This is a genomic window from Pseudoalteromonas sp. BZK2 (assembly GCF_014349195.1).
Classification (GTDB): domain Bacteria; phylum Pseudomonadota; class Gammaproteobacteria; order Enterobacterales; family Alteromonadaceae; genus Pseudoalteromonas; species Pseudoalteromonas simplex.
In genome coordinates this window covers 69,944-95,615 of sequence record NZ_JACSOG010000013.1, presented here as the reverse complement: position 1 = coordinate 95,615, position 25,672 = coordinate 69,944, and the positions used below count along the sequence as shown (strand labels likewise).

The 25,672-nt window shown below is 40.6% G+C and carries 27 protein-coding genes; 8 read left to right on the top strand and 19 right to left on the bottom strand.

From position 1 onward, the window contains the following. Positions 1–4 precede the first annotated feature (4 nt). The 4 genes from BIZ38_RS10020 to BIZ38_RS10005 form a co-directional block, all read right to left on the bottom strand. Positions 5–1,195, bottom strand: coding sequence for an amino acid aminotransferase (locus BIZ38_RS10020; protein WP_054553227.1), 1,191 nt, complete (start codon positions 1,193–1,195; stop codon positions 5–7). A gap of 73 nt (positions 1,196–1,268) precedes the next feature. Next, a complete protein-coding gene (locus tag BIZ38_RS10015; protein ID WP_187490195.1) occupies positions 1,269–1,928 on the bottom strand; it encodes a GAF domain-containing protein in 660 nt (219 codons plus the stop codon). 45 nt (positions 1,929–1,973) lie between these two features. After that, entirely contained in the window at positions 1,974–3,644 is a 1,671-nt protein-coding gene (locus BIZ38_RS10010) for a fused response regulator/phosphatase (RefSeq protein ID WP_187490194.1), read from the bottom strand. Beyond that, complete coding sequence (locus tag BIZ38_RS10005; protein WP_054553230.1) at positions 3,644–3,949, bottom strand: STAS domain-containing protein; 306 nt, start codon at positions 3,947–3,949, stop codon at positions 3,644–3,646. Before BIZ38_RS10005 ends, BIZ38_RS10010 begins: the two co-directional genes overlap by 1 nt. A 133-nt stretch (positions 3,950–4,082) precedes the next feature. Between BIZ38_RS10005 and BIZ38_RS10000 the strand changes: the two genes are divergently transcribed. Further along, entirely contained in the window at positions 4,083–4,412 is a 330-nt protein-coding gene (locus BIZ38_RS10000; protein ID WP_187490193.1) for a stress response translation initiation inhibitor YciH, read from the top strand. Between the two features lie 16 nt (positions 4,413–4,428). On the opposite strand, the gene BIZ38_RS09995 is transcribed toward BIZ38_RS10000, so the two are convergent. Further along, positions 4,429–7,440 carry an EAL domain-containing protein gene (locus tag BIZ38_RS09995; RefSeq protein WP_138618581.1) on the bottom strand — a complete coding sequence of 1,004 codons (3,012 nt, stop codon included), beginning with the start codon at positions 7,438–7,440 and terminating at the stop codon, positions 4,429–4,431. A gap of 334 nt (positions 7,441–7,774) precedes the next feature. Between BIZ38_RS09995 and BIZ38_RS09990 the strand changes: the two genes are divergently transcribed. The 3 genes from BIZ38_RS09990 (at position 7,775) to BIZ38_RS09980 (ending at position 9,876) form a co-directional block, all read left to right on the top strand. Further along, on the top strand, positions 7,775–8,926 hold the full coding sequence (locus BIZ38_RS09990; RefSeq protein WP_054553232.1) for a chorismate mutase: 1,152 nt from the start codon (positions 7,775–7,777) through the stop codon (positions 8,924–8,926). A 129-nt stretch (positions 8,927–9,055) separates the two neighbouring features. Then, positions 9,056–9,574 carry a disulfide bond formation protein DsbB gene (gene dsbB, locus BIZ38_RS09985; protein ID WP_187490192.1) on the top strand — a complete coding sequence of 173 codons (519 nt, stop codon included), beginning with the start codon at positions 9,056–9,058 and terminating at the stop codon, positions 9,572–9,574. Further along, complete coding sequence (locus BIZ38_RS09980; protein ID WP_054553234.1) at positions 9,574–9,876, top strand: DUF6170 family protein; 303 nt, start codon at positions 9,574–9,576, stop codon at positions 9,874–9,876. Before dsbB ends, BIZ38_RS09980 begins: the two co-directional genes overlap by 1 nt. 27 nt (positions 9,877–9,903) lie before the next feature. On the opposite strand, the gene BIZ38_RS09975 is transcribed toward BIZ38_RS09980, so the two are convergent. After that, positions 9,904–10,197, bottom strand: a complete 294-nt coding sequence (locus BIZ38_RS09975) for a ComEA family DNA-binding protein (protein ID WP_054553235.1) — start codon at positions 10,195–10,197, stop codon at positions 9,904–9,906. Between the two features lie 246 nt (positions 10,198–10,443). On the opposite strand from BIZ38_RS09975, the gene BIZ38_RS09970 reads away from it, so the two are divergent. Continuing rightward, positions 10,444–10,746 (top strand): YebG family protein, encoded by a 303-nt coding sequence (locus tag BIZ38_RS09970; RefSeq protein WP_054553324.1) that lies wholly within the window; start codon positions 10,444–10,446, stop codon positions 10,744–10,746. A gap of 62 nt (positions 10,747–10,808) precedes the next feature. On the opposite strand, the gene putP is transcribed toward BIZ38_RS09970, so the two are convergent. After that, positions 10,809–12,320 carry a sodium/proline symporter PutP gene (gene putP, locus BIZ38_RS09965; RefSeq protein ID WP_054553236.1) on the bottom strand — a complete coding sequence of 504 codons (1,512 nt, stop codon included), beginning with the start codon at positions 12,318–12,320 and terminating at the stop codon, positions 10,809–10,811. A gap of 370 nt (positions 12,321–12,690) precedes the next feature. Here putP and BIZ38_RS09960 point away from each other — a divergent pair, with 370 nt between their 5' ends. Next, entirely contained in the window at positions 12,691–13,914 is a 1,224-nt protein-coding gene (locus BIZ38_RS09960) for an EAL and HDOD domain-containing protein (RefSeq protein WP_054553237.1), read from the top strand. A gap of 63 nt (positions 13,915–13,977) precedes the next feature. On the opposite strand, the gene BIZ38_RS09955 is transcribed toward BIZ38_RS09960, so the two are convergent. From BIZ38_RS09955 to ccmA, 10 genes are read right to left on the bottom strand one after another with little or no spacing between them, the layout of a single operon-like run. Next, entirely contained in the window at positions 13,978–14,709 is a 732-nt protein-coding gene (locus tag BIZ38_RS09955) for a VacJ family lipoprotein (RefSeq protein ID WP_138599025.1), read from the bottom strand. Positions 14,710–14,718: 9 nt separating this feature from the next. Continuing rightward, on the bottom strand, positions 14,719–15,981 hold the full coding sequence (gene ccmI, locus BIZ38_RS09950; protein ID WP_054553239.1) for a c-type cytochrome biogenesis protein CcmI: 1,263 nt from the start codon (positions 15,979–15,981) through the stop codon (positions 14,719–14,721). Further along, entirely contained in the window at positions 15,982–16,443 is a 462-nt protein-coding gene (locus BIZ38_RS09945) for a cytochrome c-type biogenesis protein CcmH (RefSeq protein ID WP_187490191.1), read from the bottom strand. It abuts the gene before it with no gap. Then, entirely contained in the window at positions 16,443–17,012 is a 570-nt protein-coding gene (locus BIZ38_RS09940; RefSeq protein ID WP_138599028.1) for a DsbE family thiol:disulfide interchange protein, read from the bottom strand. The genes BIZ38_RS09945 and BIZ38_RS09940 overlap by 1 nt, the downstream gene beginning before the upstream one ends. Next, the gene (locus tag BIZ38_RS09935) at positions 17,009–18,964 is read right to left on the bottom strand and encodes a heme lyase CcmF/NrfE family subunit (RefSeq protein WP_187490190.1); all 1,956 of its coding nucleotides are present in this window, start codon (positions 18,962–18,964) and stop codon (positions 17,009–17,011) included. Before BIZ38_RS09935 ends, BIZ38_RS09940 begins: the two co-directional genes overlap by 4 nt. A gap of 1 nt (position 18,965) precedes the next feature. After that, positions 18,966–19,445, bottom strand: a complete 480-nt coding sequence (ccmE, locus tag BIZ38_RS09930) for a cytochrome c maturation protein CcmE (protein ID WP_054553243.1) — start codon at positions 19,443–19,445, stop codon at positions 18,966–18,968. Further along, on the bottom strand, positions 19,442–19,645 hold the full coding sequence (gene ccmD / locus BIZ38_RS09925) for a heme exporter protein CcmD (RefSeq protein ID WP_054553244.1): 204 nt from the start codon (positions 19,643–19,645) through the stop codon (positions 19,442–19,444). Before ccmD ends, ccmE begins: the two co-directional genes overlap by 4 nt. Positions 19,646–19,647: 2 nt before the next feature. Beyond that, entirely contained in the window at positions 19,648–20,385 is a 738-nt protein-coding gene (locus tag BIZ38_RS09920; protein WP_054553245.1) for a heme ABC transporter permease, read from the bottom strand. Between the two features lies 1 nt (position 20,386). Continuing rightward, complete coding sequence (ccmB, locus tag BIZ38_RS09915) at positions 20,387–21,073, bottom strand: heme exporter protein CcmB (RefSeq protein ID WP_187490189.1); 687 nt, start codon at positions 21,071–21,073, stop codon at positions 20,387–20,389. Next, entirely contained in the window at positions 21,073–21,693 is a 621-nt protein-coding gene (gene ccmA / locus BIZ38_RS09910) for a cytochrome c biogenesis heme-transporting ATPase CcmA (protein WP_138599030.1), read from the bottom strand. The genes ccmB and ccmA overlap by 1 nt, the downstream gene beginning before the upstream one ends. Before the next feature lie 102 nt (positions 21,694–21,795). Here ccmA and BIZ38_RS09905 point away from each other — a divergent pair, with 102 nt between their 5' ends. Together BIZ38_RS09905 and BIZ38_RS09900 are read left to right on the top strand one after the other, a co-directional pair. Then, positions 21,796–24,420 carry a flagellar hook-length control protein FliK gene (locus BIZ38_RS09905; RefSeq protein WP_262387592.1) on the top strand — a complete coding sequence of 875 codons (2,625 nt, stop codon included), beginning with the start codon at positions 21,796–21,798 and terminating at the stop codon, positions 24,418–24,420. Between the two features lie 5 nt (positions 24,421–24,425). Further along, on the top strand, positions 24,426–24,734 hold the full coding sequence (locus BIZ38_RS09900; RefSeq protein WP_054553249.1) for an EscU/YscU/HrcU family type III secretion system export apparatus switch protein: 309 nt from the start codon (positions 24,426–24,428) through the stop codon (positions 24,732–24,734). 17 nt (positions 24,735–24,751) lie between these two features. Here the strand turns inward: BIZ38_RS09900 and BIZ38_RS09895 are convergent, their stop codons facing one another. Together BIZ38_RS09895 and BIZ38_RS09890 are read right to left on the bottom strand one after the other, a co-directional pair. After that, entirely contained in the window at positions 24,752–25,156 is a 405-nt protein-coding gene (locus BIZ38_RS09895) for a DUF2802 domain-containing protein (protein WP_054553250.1), read from the bottom strand. A 15-nt stretch (positions 25,157–25,171) separates the two neighbouring features. Further along, the gene (locus BIZ38_RS09890; protein WP_054553251.1) at positions 25,172–25,669 is read right to left on the bottom strand and encodes a chemotaxis protein CheW; all 498 of its coding nucleotides are present in this window, start codon (positions 25,667–25,669) and stop codon (positions 25,172–25,174) included. Between the last annotated feature and the right edge of the window lie 3 nt (positions 25,670–25,672).

The following is a 25,672-nucleotide window of genomic DNA, read 5'->3' as shown; positions in this document are numbered from 1 at the left end:
CCGATTATTTACAAACGTCTGCTACTGCATTTGCAAAGTAATCAATGTTTGCATCACTGATACCAGCTACGTTTACACGGCTAGAACCAACAATGTAGATTGAATACTCTTTTTGTAAGCGCTCGATTTGCTCTTTATTAATACCTAAGAATGAGAACATACCATTTTGACGGTCAATAAATGAGAAGTCTTGCTCAATGCCTTTCGCAGCTAAGCTTTCTTTGATTAAAGTGCGCAAACCATTAATACGATTACGCATTTCATCAAGCTCGTCATGCCACATTTGCGTCAGCTCAGTGCTACCTAAAATCGTGCTAACAATATCAGCACCATGCGCAGGCGGCATTGAATAGATGCTACGTACAACACTTAATAATACAGAGTTAGAGATATCAGCAGTCGCTGCATCTTTAGCAATGATTGAACATGCACCGATACGCTCGCGGTATAGACCGAAGTTTTTCGAACAAGAAGAACAGATGATTAGCTCATCTACCGCTGCTGCTAATTTACGAAGACCCGCTGCGTCTTCTTCAAGGCTTGAACCAAAACCTTGGTAAGCAATATCAACCAGTGGCGTGAAACCAACTTCAACAGCAAGATCTGCAACTGTGCTCCATTGCTCAGCATTTAAATCCATACCGCTTGGGTTGTGACAACATGCGTGGAATAACACCACATCACCTTTAGGCACTTGCTTAAGGGTATTAATCATGTCATCAAATAAAAGGTCTTTATTTTCGTAATCGTAGTAAGGGTATTCTTTTACTGTTAAGCCCGCCGCTTCAAATAAGCTGATGTGGTTTGCCCACGTTGGCGTAGTTACCCATACTGTCGCATCTTTGTTGCAACGTTTGATGAATTCAGCTGCAACACGTAATGCACCTGTACCACCTGGTGCTTGTGCAGTGCGAACACGATTAGCTAAAAGTGCTGGATGCTCACCCAGTAATAAGTTTTCCATTTTTTGGCAGTAATCTAGGTTACCTGCCAAGCCAATGTACGATTTACTGGTTTCGTTTTCTAAACGAAACGCTTCCGCTTTTTTAACCGCTTTTAATACCGGCGTATTGCCTTGCTCATCCTTATAAACACCTACACCCAAATCGATTTTCTTTGGGTTTGTATCTTGTTTAAAGGCCGCCATTAGGCCAAGAATAGGATCTGTTGGTAATGGTTTTAATTCTGAGAACATTGACTATCTCTTTTTATAGGGGTTAGCGTTGCCACTAGCTTAACATAAAAACCCAGCCTGATTACTAGTTAAATTAGACCAAGAGTTGAGGAATTTTAATACAACAAGCCACAAGTAATGCAAGGGTTTGCTGATCAAAGAAATCATTATTAAATGCTTCCGCATCTATAATACCTAAGCATTCATTTTTGTCTGATAACAGCGGTAGACAGGTCTCTGCTTTCACTTTAGGGTCGCAAGTATAATACTCTCCACCTTGGGCAAGATAATCAGCAACGTTATTGATCACACGACCTTGCTTAGAAAGTGCCACTTGAACATTATTACTAGCTTTAGAAAACGCTTCAGTAAGTGGGAATAATGGACGACTCGGTGCTCCGTGATATACCAATTTTAATAACTGAGAGCCTTCGTCAGTATTGGTTGCTTGGTAAATACCAAACCAATCAACGTGAGTCTGGGCAACGACAAAATCGATGATTTGCTGAAGCTTGGCCAGCTTTTCAGTATTGGTAGCATCCTCTGCAACATAGTCGTTTAATTTGAATGGTTCATCTTGTAAGTAACCAAATAAACTACACGCACCACCCTCGCCTAGCTCAGGAATTTGGTATTCCCAGCGCACTGCAGGTAAAGCTGACTGTGCAAGGTAATGTTCAAGGTTTGATAATTGATCAACAACCAAGCTTTCTGGTAAATCAAGTTGAGCAGTCGATAAGTAGTTAGAAATCATTTAGCCATCCAAACATCTATAATGCCGAGATGATAACATGCGATTTTACTGTGAGCTAGTACTGCTTGCTGTTAATTGATAATAAATTTCGACCTGATTGCCAGCACTATTAAATGTGACGCCAGTCGCAATTTCGCTCAGCAAACATAAACCTCTGCCATGCTCTCGCACTAAGTTTTGTTGCTCAGAATCTTGTTTGTTAAATCCATGTCCCGAGTCACAAATTGTAAAATACAAAGCATACTCTTCAGGGCTATAGCGGATATCAATGATAATTAATGCATCGGTTAAATTAGCTAATGCTTTTTCTCGTTGTTGATAATAAATTAAAAAACCTTCGTCATGATTTTTCACATCAGAGTCTAGTCCTAAAACACCATGATCAAGCGCATTATTATAAGCCTCAGATAAGATAAGAAAAATATTGGCTCGGTGAGCGTTTAAACCTGGTACCCGACTGATTACATTAACAACCTCTAAAACAGGATCAGTGCTTTTAATCTGCTTTGAATTTAAGCTTAAAGAGAAGTTAAATGGCAATTCAGAATAAGGTTCTACCATTTGTTCAGGTTCAGGCACCGGCAAACAATTTAACAACACTAAACTTAAATCGTCTTGCTGCTCGTTACCTTGTGCAAAACGCTTAACTCTTTCGAGCACTTGATGACAGGAAATGTTATCTCTAGAGGCAAGCACATCTTTAAACCGTTTTTCTCCAAAATAAACTTCTCTTGGATTAATCGTTTCAATAATTCCGTCAGTCGCCATAACGATTCGTGATGTAGTTTCAACCTCTGTATGGATCAAAGCGCGTTCAAATTCATCATCCTCTAAAATTCCCAACGCCATATGTTGAGATTCTAATGTACGAATTATATTTCCCTGCTGATCGATGATATAGGTGTCTGGCAGGCCACCTAACCATGCAGAAACACTTTTACCTGTATTGCTAAGCTCTAGAATAGTTGCCGCACAAAACATATGCCCAGGTAATAACTTCGCCAATACTGAGTTAATCTCAGCTGCAATGTCACTTACCGACATGCCCTTACTTACCATCGTATAAAAGACTCTAGATGCCGGTAATGCACCAACAGCAGCAGCTAAGCCATGACCAGTAAAGTCTCCTAGCATACAATACAAGCTGCCAATTGGACTTTGCCCAACCAAAAACATGTCGCCATTAAACATAGCGGCAGGCGATAAATGAAAATCTAAATGGGTAGGGAATGACTGTTGGTTTTCAAGCGCGTTATTAAAAATGTGCTCGACAATTTCATGCTCACGTTCTACTTGATTTTGATGGTACTCAAGTTGTAAATTCTGCTCTCTTGCTTTTTGACTTAGGTTGCGAATGCGGCTGTGTGCTTTAATTTTCGCATTTAAGATTACCTCTTGGAATGGCTTGTGTAAAAAGTCATCCCCACCGACCGCTAAGCAGCGTTCAAAACTTGCTTCGTCTTCTAAAGAGGTTATAAAAATAATAGGTAAGTAAACTTGGCTGTAGCGCTCTTTTATAATTGCAGCTGTTTCAAAGCCGTCCATTACTGGCATAATGACATCAAGCAGTACGATGTCTATCTTTTGTTCATCAAGAAGACTTAAAGCAACAAGTCCATTTTCGGCAGTGAAAACTCGGTAGCCTTGTTGCTCTAACATCACAGTTAATAAACGACGATTTAGCTCTAAATCATCGACTACCAATATATTAAGCATCAATCGATATCAAATTTTTTATCAAAACGAGATATTTGTAAGATTTTCTTTAATTGAGGCTGACAGTTACTTATTTGTATTGTATCAACTTTGCCCGTTAGGTTTTTTTTCATATTGAGCAACATACCTAATGCTGAACTGTCCATATAATCAGTTTCTCTAAGGTCAATAACGACTTTATTGATATTGCTGTTTAAGTCGGCGTATGCCTGACGAAAAGATTGCACCAAATTAAAATCAAACTTTCCTTTTATCTGTACGGTTAAAATAGCGCCATCAGCAGATGTACTGCGCGTCAAACTCATAATAAACTCCTATTTAACAAATCTTTCCGAAGACTTATCTAAATATAACTGCTTAGAACAAATAAGCCAAAAAATAAAACACTTAGGATTAAATTTGTTATCATTTATCTAAGCTTCTACAACGAGATCCACTATGAGCGAAAATAATCTAGTTTACTCAACTTCTACAGGGCGCATTGAACAACCCAAAGAAAGTAAACCTGCACAAAGTAAAATGTTTAAAGATGGTTTTTTACGAATCGAACGCCAAACAAAAGGTCGAAAAGGTAAAGGTGTGATGTTAGTGGTTGGTATTGATAGCCAACAACATGACTTAAAAAAATTAGCCAAAACCATTAAAAGTAAGATGGGTCAAGGCGGTGCAGTAAAAGAGGGTATCATCGAAGTTCAAGGTGATGACAGAGATAAGCTAAAAGCGATTCTCGAAGCGCTGAAATTCAGAGTAAAAATAGCAGGGGGTTAACTTCCCCCCTACTTTATTAATCATTCTTGATTAAATCTAGTGACTGTAAATGCTCATATAACTTAGGTAATTCAGCCTCACTCACAGGCGGACTGAAGTAATACCCTTGCACAACAAAGCAGTTATTATTTTGTAAAAACTCAATTTGCTCTTTAGTTTCGACCCCTTCAGCAACAACGTTAAGCTTAAGTTTTTGTGCCATTGCGATAATCGCAGCAGTGATCTCCATATCATTACTGTCTTCAGGGATATCTTTCACAAAAGAGCGGTCAACTTTTAAAATATCGACTGGGAAGCGTTTCAAATAACTCAGTGACGAGTATCCGGTACCAAAATCATCAATTGAAATTGAAACGCCAAGTGCTTTTAGTTGATGCAGTTGTAAGATCGCCGCCTCAACATGTCCCATTAACATACTTTCAGTCAATTCTAAGTGAATGCGTTTTGGTTCAACACCTGTTTGCTTGATGATTTTATCAAGCGTCGACACCAAATTAGCATCTTTAAATTGACGTGCTGATAAGTTGATTGAAATATTATTTTTTAAGTCTTGGCTTGCTAAACGTGCAGCAAACTCACACGCTTCTTGCAATATCCACGCTCCAAGCTCAACAATCAAACCTGTAGCTTCAGCAATAGGAATGAATTTAGTTGGCGGTATCATGCCTTCATTTGGATGGAACCACCGTATGAGTGCTTCATAGCCAACAACTTGATTCTTGCGACAATCTACTTGTGGCTGATAGTAAACCTGGAACTGCCCCTCACGAATACCTGTACGTAACTCATTTTCAATAAACAAGCGTTCATTGGCAGCAGCATTAAGCTCTTGGCTATAAAAGTGGTAAGTATTACGCCCTTTCGCTTTTGCTTCATACATAGCAAGGTCAGCATGCTTCAGTAGCTGATCTTCCTCTTGGCTATCAAATGGTGCCATCGTGATACCAATACTGGCACTAATTATCACTTCATTGTTACCTAGTTTGATAGGCTCATTAAGAGTACGTTGAATGGTATTCGCCACTTCCATGGCGTGAGTTTGATGCTCAATACCACTTAACAGGACTGCGAACTCATCACCACCTAAACGTGCAATGGTATCTTCGGTGCGTAAACGCTTTTTCAAACGATTAGCAACTTCAACCAATAACTGATCGCCCGCATCATGACCTAGCGTATCGTTGATACGTTTAAATTCATCTAAGTCAAAGTAAAATAAAGCAAATGCATAATGACCACGTTCAGCAAGTGCCATAGACTTGCGTAGCTGCATTCTAAAGAAAGTTCGGTTTGCAAGCCCTGTTAATGTATCAAAATAGGCAAGCTGTTCCATTTTTCGCTGACTTTCTTTCACAAACGAAATATCTTGAGCTGAAGCCACGTAACTGGTGATTTCCCCCCCTTCTTCGCGGATTGGAGAAATACTCAATGAAACCCATACAGATTGACGCTCATTACCCTGTAATAAAGTATCTCCTCGCCAGTAGTTACGGCTACGTAGGTCGATATCAATATCGTCAACTAAAATCGCCATTTCTTGAGAGATAATATTCATCAATGGTGAGCCAATAAAGTGGCGTTCCTCGAAACCCGTCATCTCAACCATTTTCGGGTTCACGTATTTGATTTCAAAGTCTTGATTAGTGATCACAACGCCAGTGCCTGAGAAGGCAACCGCTTTGGATAATCGGTTCGCTGCTTTTTCAGCTATTTCTTTTTCGCTAATGCGCTGATTTAGACCATCGATTAATTTACGAATTTCTATTGCCATGTCTCTAAAAGAGCCATTAAGCGTGCCTATTTCGTCTTTGTTCACTTTAGGAAATTCAGTTTGAAATTGCCCTTTGCCAAAACTAACAACCGCATTTACCAAAGAGTGAATACGACGCAGTACTAATTGATAAAGTGCTTGATGCAATAACAAAGCAACTAAAATAGCGTACAGGATAAACAAGCCAAAGAACTTTACTTTTAGCTCTTCAAGCGCAGAAAGTGCCGACGAGCGCTTTTTATAAATACCAATATACCAATTAAGGTTCTCGACTTTGCGGATATTGATAATATGGGTTTCACCATCTTGTACAAATGAATTTGCAGACTCTGGTAATTTTAAGCGAATGGTTTCAGACACTAATTTTTGTAGATCAGGATTAACAAAATCTTCAGTCAGCAACTTTTTACCTTCACGGCCATATTGCTCAAGCGTTGTTTTATCTAAATCAGGATGAGCTAAGAGCTGACCTTTCGCATCAAACACTAATAAATGTTGCTCACGATCGCCAATAGGCAGCTGTGCCAATAAGGTTTCAAGAGCAATATCACTACCAGTGACACCAAAAAATTCGTTATCAAGATAGATTGGCACAAGCACGCTTACTACCCACTTATGCCAAATAGTATCGTAATACACCTTTGACCATACAGCTTCTCGGCTCGGGTTTGTTGCAGCTTGTGCGTAATTAAATGTCTCGCCTTTGGTAAAGTCAAAATCGCCCGGTACATTGAGCGCCCAATTAGGTGGAGCAATACGTATAAAGTTATCTTTAGTGATTAAATAAAAATTAAAAAAGTCTTGGATAAGCGTTGGTGAGACAATTTTCCATAGCGACTCAGAATCGTTAATCAGCTGCTTATAAAAATTAGAGTACTGGTCTTGTGGAATAAATGAAGCTGATAAACCATCCTCAGAAGTGCTGCGAATACTGCCATCAACTGCAAACTTTATATCTGCGCTGCGGTTATTTTGTAGATGTGACTCATTATGCAGTAGCTGACTACTAACGACATTGTTAGCTTGCTCTGCAATATTTATTTTGGTGTTAATTAAGCGATTGAATTGACGACTCAAGCGTTCACTCGAATGCTTTAAAAGTTCGTGCTCTTCAAAAACAAGCTGTTTTTCTTCTGATTTAAGCATTAAAGCTGCAGCGCAAATACCTGCAATTAAACAAATAGCAGAGATTAACAGCGACAATTTCATACTTAATGAATTCACCCCAAACCGGGATGGCGGTCGTCGATACACCACAGGACTACCTTATTAATAATTGTTATTATTTATTATGCAAAAACAAATATACCAGATTCATTTTTAGATTTATAAATTTTTTATGAAGATTAATGAAATTTCTGAGGAATCTTTCGCTTTGTCCAAAATAGCATGTTTATGCAGTTGACTTTACATAGAAGTATTTTTACATTAGTCCAATGAAACAAAATATCTCTCGCACTTTTTTTTCTTTTTTTAGCTTCTTTAGATAGAGGAGGCTTAACTGTTTGCGAGATAATTTCACCGAATAGCTAAAGCCTCCCTCTTGGGAGGCTTTTTTGTTTGTGCACTGTTTTGGAATGAGGAAACCAACATGAGCATTGATACATTAAATGCGTTACGACACGATATAAATGAAATCGACTCCGACTTACTTGTGTTACTGGCTAAAAGACGCCGTATAAGCCACAGCGTAGTCGAATATAAAATAGCCAATAACAAACCAATTCGTGATGAAGCTCGCGAACAAGCACTACTGGAAAAACTAATCAGTTATGGTAAGTCATTAGGTCTTGACGCTTACTACATTAATAATGTGTTTCAAACTATTCTTGAAGACTCAGTTTTAAACCAGCAAGCCATGCTGCAAAAGAACCTCAACCCAGAAGCTATGAGCGAAAGCCATCGTGTTGCGTATTTGGGTGGGCAAGGCTCATATAGCCAACTAGCCTGCCATAAATATTTTAGCCGCCGCCCTGGCAAAGTGATTGAAATGGGTTGCTCTAGCTTTGAACAGATCACTGGTAAAGTTGAAAGTGGACAGGCTGATTTTGGCTTACTGCCAATTGAAAACACCAGCTCAGGAAGTATCAATGAAGTATTCGACTTATTACAACACGCACAAGTATCAATTGTAGGTGAAGTAACCCATAGCGTTGAGCACTGTTTATTAGCAATGCCAGGTACTGAGCTATCTCATATCAATAAAATTTTTGCTCATCCACAACCTTTTGCTCAATGTAGCCGTTTCATTCAAGGCCTAGGTGACATTCAACATGAAACCTGTGATTCAACCTTCCACGCATTGCAATCTGCGGTTGAAACAGCAAATAGCGCCGCTATCGGCTCAGCTCAAGCTGGCAAAAATGTTGGTTTAGAAGTAATTAAGTCAGGCCTTGCAAACCAAAGCGAAAACCACAGCCGCTTTATTGTTGTCGCCCGTAAGCCGCTACAAGTATCGAAACAAATTCCGACCAAAACCAGTTTAATCATGGCGACTAAACAACAAGCAGGTTCATTGGCTGATGCTTTAATGATTTTTAAACATCACCAAATTAACCTAGTAAAACTAGAATCTCGCCCCGTACCAGGAAATCCGTGGGAAGAAGTGTTTTATGTTGACCTCGAAGCAAACCTTGATGACTTACATGTTAAGCAAGCGCTTGAAGAGCTGAAAGAACACACTCAGTACACACGTGTATTAGGCTGTTACCAAAGTGAGTCTTTGCAGGCTGTTAGTGTGTAATAGCCTGCCTAGATATGACTAATGAAAAGGAGTCTGTCGACTCCTTTTTCGTATAATTTCATCTTAGATACTTGCACCCATAGCCCTGTCTAAGCATAATCTTGAAAACAATTTGAAATTGGATCTTTCATGAATTGGTTAGCAGAATTAGCAACTAAAAGAACACCTTGGTTATTACTAGCGTTTATTTCACTCGCATTTGAAGTCACAGCATTGTTTTTTCAATACAACATGGGACTTGAGCCATGCATCATGTGTATTTATCAGCGCACCGCTGTTTTAGGCTTACTTGCAGCGGGTGTGATTGGTGCGATTAACCCAAAAAGTATGGTTGTTCGCTTAGTCGCATTTGCCACTTGGGGTATCTCAGCAATTTGGGGTTACTTTCTTGCTAAAGAACACATTGCAATGCAAAACAATACCGACCCGTTTGCATTTAGCTGTGCATTTGAACCTAACTTCCCAAGTTTTATGCCTTTGCATGAATGGATCCCTAGCTTCTTTGCTGCCACTGGTGATTGTGGCAATATCGATTGGCAGTTTGCTTCAATGAGCATGCCGGCATGGATGGAAGTGATTTTTGCAGCATTTTCAGTGGTATTTGTGGCTGTTTTAGTTAGCCGATTAGTGAGCAAAAAGTCGCTATAATGATTTATTTTTTTACTAGCCAAATCCCTACTTTAAAAAACTTTAAAGTAAGGCAACGCCAACAGATTATTGCTCTTGCTTTAGCTCATTTAAGCCCGAGCAAAAAGATCATTTTATCGGTATGTAAACTTGCCTTTTTAGCGCCATTATTTTTAGGTTTAGCTTACTTTGAAGGGTGGATGCTTATTCCTTGGTTGCTGTTAGCAGGTTTAAGTTACCCTCTTATCACAACACCTATCGAAAACATGTTCGCGTTAGCGCATTTAGACAAGGCTATCAATGAATTTAAACAGGGCGAATAACGCCCTGTATAGGTGATAACCTGCTATTTATAGTGTAATTTTCCCCTCAAGTTTAGCGAATAGCTTATCACCAATTCCTTTTACTTCTTTTAATTGTTCTAGCGACTTAAACGAGCCTTGCTTGGTGCGATGCTCGACAATCGCTTTCGCTTTTGATTCACCAATACCCGGTAATTGAGTTAGCTGCTCAATGCTGGCTTTGTTTATACTGAGCTTTTGCATTTTAACTTGTGTTGCTTTGGTTGGTGTTTCGGCTGATACCTGTGTAGCAGGTAGTAATGCAAGAGTAGCGGCAAGTAAAATACTTGATAGTAATTTCATAATTTCCTCCATGACGCCCTTGTTTGGACTGATAGTTAGCGATTACCCAACACTCACTCCATCGCTTGTGTTTAACTTTGGGTAACATTTTAAATAAAGCTAATACACAAAGTATTGTCAAATTTACTAAATAAAAATTTTCTCAAGTTACTTGCAAAGTAAGGCTCGAAGCATTACTGTATATAAAAACAGTAACCTTAGCAGCGATTTTACGCTGCAATGCCAGGCTTAAATGCAGGAGAAATCATGGCTGTTGTTGTTAAATATGTTGTAGAAAGAAACGGAGTCGAGCGCATGACGTTTACTACTAAGAAAGAAGCTGATGCGTATGACAAAATGCTCGACATTGCTGAGTCATTAGAACTTATGCTTGAAAAAGTTGATGTACCATTAAGCGAGCAACAAATTGAGTCACTGGCGCTTGAAATGGCAAAAGAAAAAGACCAATTTATGGCGGTACTTAAAGGTGCAAAAGACGCGCCAGCTAAACCTAAAAAAGCAAAGTCAGACGATAACGTTGCTGATATAAAAGAAAAAGCGGCAAGCTAAACGCAAATTTAGATCATAAAAAAGGGCAACATCCGTTGCCCTTTTTTGTGTTTAATCAAAAACTACAGTGACGATTCAACTTCATCAAATAAATCTGTAATTTCTTTTTTTGGCTCAGCCGTCATAAGGCTAACAACAACTATGGCTATTGTTGATAAAATAAAGCCAGGGACAATCTCATAAATGATTGCACTTAATGCTTGGCCATCAATAGTAATTGGCGCGTATATCCAAAACAGCACTGTTGCTGCACCAACAACCATGCCACTAATAGCCCCTTGTAAGTTCATGCGTTTCCAGTAAAGGCTCAGTAGCACCAGTGGACCAAATGCTGCACCGAAACCAGCCCATGCATTACTTACTAAGTCTAAAATAGAGCTATTACGGTCATAAGCTAGGTAAATAGCAAATAAGGCAACTAAGATAACACTAATACGACCAACTAAAACCAGCTCTTTTTGAGATGCACTACGGTTTAAGTAAATTTTGTAGAAATCCTCAGTTAGAGAGCTTGAACACACTAACAACTGTGATGAGATAGTACTCATAATTGCCGCTAAAATTGCTGCCAATAAGAAACCGGCAATTAAAGGATGGAAGATAAGCTCAGACAACACTAAGAAAATAGTTTCTTTATCATCAATAGGCATTTGGTTTTCAAGCATATAAGCAGCACCAAATAGACCAGTTAGCACAGCACCAATTGCTGATAGCGTCATCCACGACATACCCACACGACGCATGGTTGGCATATCTTTCACTGAACGTACAGACATAAAACGCACAATAATATGTGGCTGACCAAAATAACCAAGGCCCCATGCCATTGCTGAAATAATCGCTATAGTCGAACCACCTGCAAACCAATCCATCATATTAAGTGCATGAATTTCTGATTCTTTTGGTGAGCTTAATAATAAGTCATAGCGTGCATTGGCAAGTGTATCCATAACTGGCTGATCAAGCATGGTAAACGTCGCAATTGGCACAGCCAGCAGCGAGATAAACATGATACAACCTTGTACAAAGTCAGTCAGGCTCACGGCTAAGAAGCCACCAAACAAGGTATATAACACGACGACACCTGTTGTGATGTATAGACCCATTTCGTAGCTCATATTAAATGAGTTTTCGAACAACTTACCACCTGCAACAACACCTGATGAGGTATATAAAGTAAAGAAAACAATGATTACAATCGCAGAGATAACACGCAGAATATTCTTATTATCATCAAAGCGGTTTGCGAAGTAATCAGGAATGGTGATTGAGTCATTCGCCTTTTCTGTGTAAACACGCAAGCGAGGCGCGACTAAGAAGTAGTTAGCCCAAGCACCGAGTACTAGACCAATGGCAATCCAAACCTTACTTAAACCAAACAAGTACATTGCACCTGGTAGGCCCATTAGCAGCCAACCACTCATGTCAGATGCGCCAGCTGAAAGCGCAGCAACACTTGGTGATAAATTACGACCACCTAGCATATAGCCTGATACATCGTCGGTAGATTGCTTATAAGCATATAGCCCAATCCCCAACATGACGATGAAGTACAATGCTAACGAAATTATCATTCCTGTTTCCAAATTAGCCTCCAAAAGTTGTTTAATGTTGGCTTTTAATCCGAATAATGACTCGCAAGTTATTTAATTTAAAGACATTATTGGGGTAAAAACCTATATCACCCACGACTATATCATGCTTACCCCCCTTAACTCCAATCAAGCAGATAAATGACAAAGCTCAATTTTTCAACTTTTATCTAACATTTTTCTTATATTTAATCGCAAGTTATAGAATTTATCTGCAAATTATCCTAGTCTTTAATTCTTAATAAAATAATAACTTTTCCTCGCAAATGAACATTTAGCTAATGCTATTTCAGGCACAATGCAATATATTGCGAGAAGTAAATGAATTAACAGATGTGGACATGTTTGGACTATGTATTTTTACGCTGCACGCCAACCTATTTTAGACAGGGATAAAAAACTAATTGGCTACGAGCTTTTATTTCGAGATGGCGTAGACAACGTTTTTCCTGATATTGATGGCGATGAAGCAACGTCACGACTTATTGAAGGCAGCCAATTTAATTTTGGTTTAGAGGATTTAACGGATAACAAACCTGCTTATATCAACTTTACTCTAGAAACCTTGCAAAAGGGTTATCCACTTTTACTTGGTAAAGAGCAGGTGGTAGTAGAGATATTAGAAACAATCCAACCAGGTAAACGCCTACTGGCATTAGTTAAAGATCTAAAAGAAAAAGGCTATATACTTGCACTTGATGATTACATTCACCAACCTGTATGGCGACACTTTTATCCTTACATCGATATTATTAAGATTGACTTTCTAACTTGTGATGTAGACTCAATAAAAGCGATCATCGAGGCTATTAAGCCGTATCCACACATAAAGTTGCTTGCTGAGAAAGTTGAAACATACGAAAAGTATCAGCTTGCCCTAGAAATGGGCTTTAGCTACTTCCAAGGGTTTTTCTTTTCAAAACCTGAGATGGTACAAAGCAAAACTTTGCCGCCATCAGAGATGGCTCTTGCCGAGCTTCTATATGAAACATCGAGTATTGATCTAAACCTCAGAAAAATCACTGAGGTGTTTGAACGTGACGTTAACTTATCTTATAAGTTGCTACGCTACTCAAACTCAGCGGCCTTTAAACGTCGCGCTGAAATCAGCACAATTAAACAAGCGCTTATTGTATTAGGAAGTGAAGAAATTAAACGTTTCTTATCACTTTTATTTGCAGCGCAAGTCGCAGCAGATAAGCCAGCCGAACTAATTCGCCTTTCATTGACCCGTGCTCGGTTTGCTGAATTATTGGCAATCAGCCACGGCAAAATGCGAGATACTGGTATGGCATTTTTAACGGGTATGATGTCGTTAATGGATGCAATCCTCGACGAAGATATGCCAAGTGTAATGAACAAGTTACCGCTGACTATTGAAATTAAAGATGCGCTACTCAAAGATGAAGGCTTATTAGCAACGTATTTAAAGCTGGTAAAATTTTATGAGCAAGCAAATTGGGAAAAAGCGAAAGAAATCCAACAACAACTTGGACTTAAACCTGAAGAAGTACCGGACGCTTACCATGATGCATTAAGTTGGTCTAATGACCAGATGAGTGTGTTTGGGGACTGATGAATACCCATCCCTTAACGATATAAAAATGCCAGCAATTGCTGGCATTTTTATTTAACACTTTTAAAGATTTTCTAAGAAGTCTTCGTCAAAGTCATCTGGTTCTTTTTCTAGTGGCGGATTACCATCATGTAGCTCATATAATTGACGCTGGAAGTAGATATCCTTCATGAAGATATAAGGGTCTAGCGACTCATTTAATAGGCTCTCTTGTGGCATTAATGAAGCACGGGCTTCAACCGCTTTAAGTGCAAACACTAATATTGTTTGAGGTGTTGTTAGTGTTATTTCAGGTAATACGAAATTATCAACAACATCACCAGTTAAGTTTCGTGCGGTACTTGGTCCCATACCAGGGATCATCAAGTAAGCACCATCACCCACTCCCCATACACCAAGAGTTTGGCCAAAATCTTCATCGACAATTTCTAAGCCCAGCGATGAAGCAACATCAAAAAAACCGAGTAGACCTACTGTAGAGTTCACTAAAAAGCGCGCTAAGCTAATACCCATATTACCAGGCTTACCCTGCAGACCAGCATTGACCATATCCGTTGGTGCGGTGATGTTATCGGTAAAATTAACAATGCTACGTCTTACCGGTGTTGGCGTTACTGTAACGTAGCCAACAGCTGCTGGGCGAAGAATATAGGCGTCAAGCACGTCCATATTAAAATCATACATAGGACGGTTAAACGACTGTAACGGATCTCGCTCATCCGCTTTTTCTTCGGGTATTTGTGCGCATCCTGCAAGCACTACAAAAAAGATAAAAAATATACTGTGCCTAAACATCGGCTATCCTTACGGTATTAACTCATTAATTAGCAACGCGTACTCTTTAACGTTCGCACGTTCTAAAATACCCGACTTGCCTTCCAACTCGCCGCTAGAAGTTACCACAGTTGCATCTTTTGATAAACGCGCAGTTAAAATAATTTTATCGACACTTGATAAATTCAGACCTTCAACCATTGCATTCGAATCACTCAATGTCACTGTTAGCGGAAAGCTGTATTCCGTCATTTTTACCACGGCTAATGGCATCTGTGGGCCACTGGCTGCTTTTGCAAAAACAAACAAGGTGCCGTTTTGTGGCTGCGAATCTGCTAGAGCTGAGTCTAAATCAACTGTGATGCGAATTTCACTGTGTGAAGCCTCTGCAATTTCTGTATTTGTAACTTGCTGCTGATTATTTAAGTGAGCATCAATTTCAGCAATACGCTCTGCAATCATGCTATAACGCGGATCATTTTGCTGCATACTTGCAAGCAGTACTTCAAACGCAGTTTTAGCTTGCAGCCAATCTTTACGCTCATAAGCAATCAGAGCTAACAATGAGATTGCATCAATATTGGTCGGCTCTGCTTTTAACACTCTCGATAACATCGTCGCTGCACGTGACATATTCGCATCACTGCCTTCCATTAGCAGAACTTGCGAGTAGCTGATCAGCACTTGCTTGTTATCCGGGTTCATTTTTAGCACTTTATCAAATGACTGCATCGCCATATCAAATTCATTTAATGACATCGCAACACGACCTAGCAGCATCCACGCCACTTCATCATCACCACTTTGATCAAGCTTAGTACGCAATGCTAAAGCAAATGCTTGCAACTCATTCGGTGTCAATGGCTCACCATCTTGCATTACGGCACGTTCACCATACGACTTAAGGTTCGCCATCGCGTCATGCCAGCCTTTTATTTGCTGCTGACTACCCGTGTAACCGTAAAAGATAGCCGTTAAAACAATTAAAAAGCCAGCGCCAGTAAGGGCAAAAATACGGTTGTTACCTTTACTATTTAGCGCTTTTTCCGGAGACAGCTCATTGAGCAAACGACGTTTTTGTTCGATAACTGATTCGTCGTGCATTTGTGCATCAATACGTTGGTTATCTAAGTCTGTTTTAAGCTCATCTAAACGTTGATGATAAATTCGGATTAACTCCGAGTTTGCATTGTGATCAAGGCGTTGAATACGTTCGCGTTTAAAAAAAGGAACGACAACAAATAGCAATGCAACCAGTGTGAGTAAAACAAAAGAAGCCCACATTAATGCCATCTAGCTTTGCTCCTGACGTTGATTTTGTTCAATTAAATTTGCAAGTAGTGCCTCGTCTTGCTCTGTCCATGTTTGTTTTACCGATGCCTTACGTTGGCGTAAAACAATAAACCCAAAGCCAAGTACCACAATCAATACTGGCAATACCCATAATACTAAGGTTGCCGGTGTTACGGGTGGATCGTAATGTACGAAGTAGCCATAACGGTCAATCATATAATCGATGACTTCATCTTTAGTTTTGCCATCTTTTACCAGCGCTAACACTTTGTCGCGCAAGTCTTTGGCTACAACCGCGTCTGAGTCGGCAATGTTTTGGTTTTGACATTTAGGACAACGCAGCTCTTTGGTAAGCTCACTGAAGCGTACAGCTTGCTCTTTGTCATCAAATTGATATTTGTCTTGCTCTGCAAATGCACTAAACGTGATAAGCAAACTTGCTAAAAAAATCACGAGTCTCATTACTGTAACTCCTGCATTAACGGTGCGAATTTGGCTCGCCACACACGCGGATTAATATCGCCGGTATGGTGCAGCAAAATGGTGCCTTGCTTATCAACTAAGAAGGTCTCTGGCGCGCCAGACACCCCTAAATCAAGGGCTAATGTGCGCTTTAAATCTAAGATATTGAACTGATATGGGTCGCCAGCACGATTAAGCATACTGGTAACGTCTTCGCGTAGAGCGTTAATATCAAACTGGCCATCAAAGTCAGGGTCGTAGCCTTGCTCGTAGTATAAGCCAACAATCTTAACGCCCTGCTCTCTAAGCTCAGTTAAATAGCCCAACTCAGCTAAACAGGTCGGGCACCATGTGCCCCACACATTGAGTAAGTAAACTTCACCTTTTAAATCACTATCTGTCCAACGCGTTGACTCATCCATCAAGTCTGGCAAGTTGAAAGCTGGCATAGCCTGCCCAATACGCCCAGTTTGCAGCTCACGCGGGTTAGCAAACAAGCCTTGATATAAAAACACACACAGTAAAACGAAAACCAGTAAAGGTGCTAGTGCGAGTAGTTTACGGTTCATGCTGATGCCTCCTGCTTAGTCGATTTTTGGCGATAGCGTTTATCACCAAGCACTAAAAAGCCTGCCAGTGAAATCAAGATACCACCGAGCCACATCCAACGAACATAAGGCTTATGGTAAATACGTAACGACCACGCACCTTGGCTTAATTGCTCACCCAGTGCTAGGTATAAGTCACGCGTAAAGCCAGCATCAACAGCTGCTTCTGTCATAAACTGCATGCCAATGTCATAACGGCGTTTTTCAGCATGTAAAACGGTTACTTGTTTATCATTTTTCAGCACAGTGACAACCCCAGCATGGCCGCTATAGTTAGCGCCGCGAATAGACTTAACACCATCAAAACGGTACTGGTATTCATTTAAAGCCACAGTGTCACCCGGCTTCATTGATACATCACGCTCTACTGAATAAGCAGAGGTGAGCGTTACACCTGCAATCACGAACGCTAAACCAACGTGACCTAATACCATCGCCCAATAGCTTAGTCCTAAACGTTTAAAGCCTTCACCTAAGGTTTTGTGAATGGTTACTTTTGCTGCTAAATCAACCACTGTAGTAACAACAATCCATACCGCTAGCGTAGTTGCAATAAAGGTAATTGGCGCAATTACATCGTAACTTGAATATAACCACGCTGCCGTTGCAACTAGGCTAACTACAGCCGATAGTGCAAATTTGTTTTGCAACATTGACCATTTATTTTGTTTCCAGCGTAACAGCGGACCCATACCCATTAAAATGGCAAACGGTACCAGTAAAATAGCAAACATCTTATTGAAGAACGGCTCACCAATCGAAATGCTACCTAAGCCAAGTTCTTTATGGATCATTGGCAGTAATGTACCTAGCAATACAATCAGTGTTGCCACAACTAAGAAAATATTATTTAACCAAAGCGCAACTTCACGTGAGGCAAACTTATAACGGCCTTCACTTTTCACCTGCGAAACACGCAGTGCATAAAGCGATAAACCACCACCAACTACAATGGCTAAGAAAGCTAAAATAAACATACCGCGGTTAGGATCTGAGGCAAAAGCATGCACAGATACAATGATACCCGAGCGAACAATAAAGGTACCCAGTAAGCTTAACGAGAATGCTGCAATAGCCAGTAATACGGTCCACGACTTAAATACACCACGCTTTTCGGTGGTTGATAATGAGTGCAGCAATGCGGTTGCCACAAGCCATGGCATTAATGATGCGTTTTCAACGGGATCCCAGAACCACCAGCCGCCCCAGCCAAGTTCAGAGTATGCCCACCAACTACCAATGGTAATACCAAGTGTTAAAAAGCCCCATGCTGTCATAGTCCAAGGACGAGACCACTTAGCCCAAGTATTATCAAGCTTACCAGTAAGTAACGCTGCAATAGCGAATGAGAATGACACAGATAAACCTACATAGCCCATATAAAGCAATGGCGGGTGAATAATCATACCTGGGTCTTGCAATAACGGATTTAAATCGCGACCTTCAACAGGGAAATACGGTAATAAGCGCTCAAATGGGCTCGACATTAACAAGGTGTATAACATAAAGCCAACACCTAAAAAGCCTAGTACACCAAGTACACGAGCACGTAATACCCAAGGTAATGATTGCGAGCGCATAGCTACTACGGCTGTCCAACCCGCTTGCATCACTAACCAAAGTAATATCGCCCCTTCATGACCACCCCATGTCGAGGTTATTTTGTAGTACCAAGGTAAGGTGCTACTTGAATGATAAGCAACATACGAAACAGTAAAGTCGTCGGTTAAACTAGCATAAACAAGTGCCGCAAAAGACAAAAGCACAAATACGAACTGTCCAATTGCCAGTGATGGGGCGGCACGCATTAAACGTAAATTGCCGGTATGCGCCCCCCACATAGGAAAAATACACAATAGAACACTGAGCACCATGGCCAGTGTTAAAGAAAAATAACCGAGTTCTGGGATCATATTAATTGCCGTTATCTAAGTTATACGTCGGTTTTTCGTGCTTGATACCCTTCACTGCTTCAGCAACTTCTGCAGGCATGTATTCTTCATCATGCTTTGCAAGTACTTCAAAGGCATCAATTTCATTGGCTTTAACTAACACGCCCTGCGCCACAATCCCTTGGCCTTCACGGAATAAGTCCGGTAAGATCCCTTGATAATTAATTGTCACCATAGGGCCTTTATCAATCAGTTTGAAGCTTACCTTTAAGCTTGATTCGTCACGAACAACTGAGCCTGGTACGACCATGCCACCAATACGTAACTTTTGACCAATATGCGGTTTTTCTTTATTTGGTCCTTTACCATCAACAAGTTCACTTGGGGTATAGAATAAATTGATGTTTTCTTGCAGTGCATACAGCACTAAACCAATCGTTGCACCCACACCAAAAATAATGGCTACAACTGCTAATAAACGTTTTTTACGTCTTGGATTCATTGCCCTGCCTCTTGCTTCGCTTTCTTAATGCGCTCTTCACGTTGTGCTTGCTGCTTTACTGAAGAGAAAATACGTTTTGTATCGTTTAACGAACTAAATAAAATACCGAGTAAAATTAATGCACAGCTACCAAAAGACAACCATACATAAAAGCCATAGCCACCCATGGCAATAAAATCTGCAAAAGAATCAAACTGCATGATTAACCTCGCTCAACCATATCACGCACCCAAGGGCGATGCTTTTCACGTTGAAGAATTTCGTTTTTAAGGCGGATTAACGTCACCACACCAACAAAACCTGCAAACGCAACAATGTTAACCATTAATGGCCAAAACATGCTTGGATCAATGGCTTTAGTATCAAACTTTGTAATGGTTGCACCTTGGTGTAAGGTATTCCACCACTCCACCGAGAAGTGAATAATCGGTAAGTTGATAACCCCAACAATGGCTAAGATACAAGCAGCACGCCCCGCTGCTTTTTTATCTTCAAAAGCATGATAAAGCGATAACACACCAAGGTATAAAAATAACAGAATTAACTCAGAGGTAAGACGTGCATCCCACACCCACCATGCGCCCCACATAGGCTTACCCCATGCTGCACCGGTAATTAATGCTATCGCTGTCACACATGCCCCAACAGGTGCAATTGCAATCACTGCAAGTTCTGCATTACGTAATTGCCATACTAGTGCGATCACTGCTGCAATCGCCATTGAAGAGTAAGCGCCCATAGATAAAATAGCTGAAGGCACATGGATAAAAATAATTCGGTAGCTGTCTTTTTGTTGGTAATCGGCTGGGGCATAAGCAAGCCCCCAGACCCATCCAACAATCATACAAACCACCGTAACGACGGCGAAATAAGGCAGTAAGGTGTTACACAATTGGTAAGCACGATCTGCTTTTGCGTAGGGATGTAACCACTTCCACATATTAACTTACACTCACTTTCAATGCTGACGATATGGCAATTGGTGCCGCTATAATCGCTACGATTAGCATGGCACCAAGGATTGCAAGCTGTCCGCTATAGGCAAGCTCCATAGAGCTGGTATCAATAGCCGAGGTTGCAAAAATTAGTACAGGGGTATACAAAGGCAAAACAAGCAAACTCATTAAAATGCCGCCTTTTTGTAGTCCCACAGTGAGTCCAGCGCCAATTGCTCCAATGAAGCTAAGCAATGGCGTACCTAACAATAAGGTCAGAACGGTTGCTAAAAGCGCTGAACTTTCTAAATTCAATAACAAAGCAAATACCGGAGTCATTAACACTAAAGGCAACCCCGTTATCACCCAATGCGCTGCCACTTTTGCAAGGACAGTTAACGGTAAAGGGTATGATGAAGCAATTAATTGCTCTAGTGTTCCGTCGTGATAATCATCACGAAATAGCTTATCTAGGCCTAACATGGTCGAGAGTAACGCAGCGACCCAAATAATGCCCGGCGCCATACGAGCAAGTAGACCGGGTTCAGGGCCAATTGCTAACGGAAAAAGTGTAATAACAATAAGAAAAAACAAGATAGGGTTAACGATTTCAGCACGCTGACGAAACGCTAATTTAAGATCTTTAGAAAAAACCGCAGAGAATAATTGCCAATACGAATGCTGTTTTACCATCAGTGGCGATACTCCAAAGTCACTGTTTGTAGGTCACTAAAATGTGTCGTTAAATCTTGGTGGGTGGTTAATAGAATCGCGCCGCCAGCATTTAGGTGCTCAACAAAGCGTTCTTGTAAAAATGCAACACCGCTTTTATCAAGGGCTGTAAATGGCTCATCAAGGATCCATAGTTTGGCACTGTTTAACCACAGTCTTACGAGAGCGACACGGCGCTGTTGCCCAGCTGACAACATACGAACAGGCACATCCTCAAGACCTACCAAGCCTATTTTTGCTAAGATCGGATACAAGTCTTGTTTGCTATCGTAGCCATTAATTTTTAGCCAAAATGCGACATTCTCAAGGGCGGTAAGCTGTGTATTTACCCCAGTTTTATGGCCGATGAATAATAACTCTTGTGCATATTCATCATAGTATTTTGTAATTGAGCGATCTTGGAACAAAACATCGCCTTCATCCGCCATAGCGAAACCCGCGATAATACGCAATAATGATGTTTTACCAGCCCCATTCGGACCAGCTAATTGCATAATTTGTCCCGATTTCAAGCTGAAATTAAGATCCGCAAACAAACAACGATCTTGCTTGATGCAGGTGACGGCCTTAATGTGTAACAAGATGATGATTCTCTATACCCAAAATTAGGCGTTAGTCTACCATAATGATAGGGTAATACGAATATTGCTTTAAAACGATTAACTTATATTTGATCTAAAATAATGAATAAACAAAGCCAGTTGACTCTCAGCACTCAGCTTAATCTAGACCCAAAAGCAATCAGCAGTGCATCACAGCAATCACCTAATGATGCCTTGAAAATGCTGGCTGAACAGAGCCTAACTGCCCGTAATATCGTGATTGGTAAGCACAGTGTGCAAATGGACGTGCTAATCAATAACTCATGGCAAACATTACGCTTATCAACAGAGCAAGAAAATCTTAAAACTGAGCGCTTTTTAGCGGCCAATATTCAATTAAGTAGTGATGGTAAACAGCTGACTATCACACCAGCACCACTGACGATTACACTTGGCAAAAGCCAGCAATTACAAGCACTGCTGAACTTGCTAACGCAAGGGAGTGCAAATACAAATATGCCGCACCCAGCTCAGATTGCGCCAAGTAAACCTTTACTACAACTACCGGCATTAAAAGCTGAGTTTGCTCTTAATAATAGTCTCGCTGCTCTTTTAAAAGCTGAAGCACCACTTAAAGCCATTTTACTGCCTGTTAGCAACCAACAAAATAGCTTTAATTTAAACATTATTAATCGCTTTGGGGATTCACTCCATCAGCAAAGTGTTAGCCAACAAAAAGTAGCTGAGTTGGTGGCTAAGCTAACCCCTGAAATGAATTTAAAATTAGCTGGGCAACAAGTACAGTTAAGCGTTGCAAACAAGCAAAGTAATGAATTAACTTTACCGCTACCTACAATATCGCCAAAACAAGCTAAGCAAATTCAAGCCCAGTGGCAATTTCACCCTCATGCATTAAAACTAACCCCCCAGCAAGTTAAAAATACTGTTGAACTTATAAATAAAGCGCCTGTGCAACAAGTACTGTTAAAGAACTCGCTGTCAGAGACATTCAATCAAGCATTAAAAAGCCAAGCAGTTGAACCTAAGAAAACGTTGATAGCGCCATCGAGCAGCTCACATTCACCCATTAGCTCTTGGCTAAAAGACAGTTTTGCTGATTTAAAAACGCGTATTAGTGATGCAGTACGCTATTTTGAAAAGCTCCCTGCTACCAGCAAAGCGGCTGTTAACCAGTCAACCCATCAGCTGATTGAAAGCAAAAATACGATTAGCCAACTAGGTTTTAATGCTCAAAAAATTGATATAGTAAAGTTTGCAGCTGCTCAACAAAGCGCGCACCAACACATTGCGCTCCAAGTAGCGCAAAAACCCAATGGGCCAGTTACAGCTAATACGCCACCACCTGCGGCTAAACAAACAGAGCCATTAACCGAAAGTCAGCCTGCAAAGCAAGTTAGTTTACCCGTGAGCTATAACAAGGCAGTACCTTTAATACAGTTACTACAACGGTTAAAAGTCAGTTTAGAGCCGCTTGTTAGCGCACAAAATCAAGCGACTCAGTTGGCTACAAACCATAGCAAAGCACAACTCCCTGTATTGAGCATAGACAATGCTATGCAAAAAGCACCTGCAGACAACAAGTCAATTAACAGTTCTGTTAATACACTAAACTCTGACAAAGCAGAATCTGAACAGCTTGCCCCAGTTAAAAGTAACCTTGCTAATTCAGTACTGAAAAATATGAGTGAGCAAACTAAACAGCATAACTTCGTGACTCGAGCACCCAATGAGCAAACCGTAGGGTTACAAAAAGTTGTTCAACAGCAAACTCAATTACATGCCCCCTTCTTAGCGTTGAAAGAGCCGAACTTGAGTCAGCCATTATTGCCGATAAGGCCAATCGAAGCCACGCTGATTGCTAAGCTATTACCGCTCCCTGAAAGTAAACCGTTAGCAAGTATGCCTCTGCCAGTGCAATTAACAGAGAAACTTGTAGCCCTGAGCGAACAAAACACATCGTCTTCGGTAGATTTAAACAGGCTCGTTAATCAAGCATTTAATCGCATGATCTCGAGTCAAAACATGCACCCTACAACGGTTGAACGAGAGCTTTTAAGTATCCTCAGGCCAACAGCACTGCCTAGTCAAACTCAGCAGGCAAGCTTCAGCCAAGGGTTAGAACAACTAGCAGTGGCTTCACTTGCCGCGCCAATTATTAATCAAGCACCAACCAACCTTAGTTTTAATAATCAAACTGGTCTTGATGCCTTACTGCAAGTGTTAGTGCCCAACTTTAAAGCCGTTAACGGCAATAAATTACTCGAGCAACTACAGCAGCCTGCGATGCAAGCCATGGCGGCTGAAGCCTCGCAACTGAAAAACACTCTAGCTCAGGTGCAAACAACGCCCATCAATCAGCAACAAGATAACAGTGCTTTCGCGCAGTTTTTCTTACCTATGAAATTACCTCCTGAAACAGGGCAAACAGAAATCAGCTTAGGACAATATAAAAAGCCAAGTAAAAATAAACTCGAAGCTAAGAATGTCTGGTTTGTGCGATTGAATTTTGATTATGCACAGCTTGGCAAGTTACAAATTACCGCAGAGGTGATGGATAAAGCAGTTGATTGCCAATTGCTCGCTTCTTCACAAGAAGTGACAGCACTTGCTCATCCGCATTTAGAAACACTGCGTCATAAATTAGCAGGCCATGGTTTAAATGTAGGTGAGTTAAACTTGCAACAAGGGACATCAAACCACCAAGCTTTTTATAAATCCCATGCGATTATTAACATTAAGGTGTAATTTTTATGAGTGAACAAGCGGTGCATAAATCAGCAATTGGCTTACTCTACGAAGCGGGTAGCTCGCCACGAGTAACCAGTAAAGGCTTTGGTGAATTGGCTGAAGAAATCGTCAAACTTGCTGAGCAAAAAGGCATTTTGATACATCAAGATGCGGACTTAGCTCAAACCTTATCGCATCTTGAGTTAGGTGAAGAAATCCCGAAAGAGCTCTATTATGTTATTGCCGAATTAATTGCTTTTTCGTACGTATTACGTGGTAAGTTTCCACCGGGATGGCAAGACTTTCAAGGTAAGCTCAACATCAAAGCTTAGCTCAAATAAAAAAGCGCCTATTCGGCGCCTTTTTGTTTATGAAGTGACATGAGTAGCTCAGCTTCGGCTCTGGGTAATTCGCATTCACGAATTATTTCTTCTAAATCAGCGCCTAGCTCAACCATTTTAACCGCTCGCGAATAAATTTTCGCATTCGGATCATCATATTTTTGTGCATCTTGTAGCTGTTCAAGCTCTTTACTTTTTTCTTCAACAGCAACAACACGTTTGCCAATACTTAGCATGCCAGCTCGCATTTCAGCCACTTCGCTACGTAAAATACTCAATTGCTGTTGAGCTTCTTGTAACTGTTTTTGCTTAGCTTGAATCGCCGCCGCTTGCTTATTGTTATTGACAAAAATAAGCCCCAAACACACTAATACAAGTAAGATTGAGGCACCAAACAAAGAGTATAACAGCATATAATTTCCAAACGCTTATAGTGCGCTTAGCTCGTCCCACTCATCGTCATTTAATAATTTATTAAGATCAACCAAGATCAGTAACTCACCATCACGGTTAGATACACCTTGGATAAACTTAGCACTTTCTTCTGTGCCAATATTTGGCGCACTGTCAATTTCAGAGCTACGTAGGTAAACCACTTCAGCAACACTATCGACTAAAATACCAATCACTTGCTTTTCAGCTTCAATGATAACGATACGAGAGTTATCAGTGACCTCAGCACCCATTAAACCAAAACGTGCACGCGTGTCGATAACAGTAACAACATTACCACGTAAGTTAATAATACCTAACACATAAGAAGGCGCACCTGGCACAGGAGCAATTTCGGTATAGCGAAGTACTTCTTGTACTTGCATTACGTTAATGCCGTACGTTTCTTCTTCAAGTTTAAAGGTTACCCACTGTAACACTTCATCGTTGCTATCAGCGTTTTTATTTGCTGACAGTAGTCTTTCTTCACTCATGCT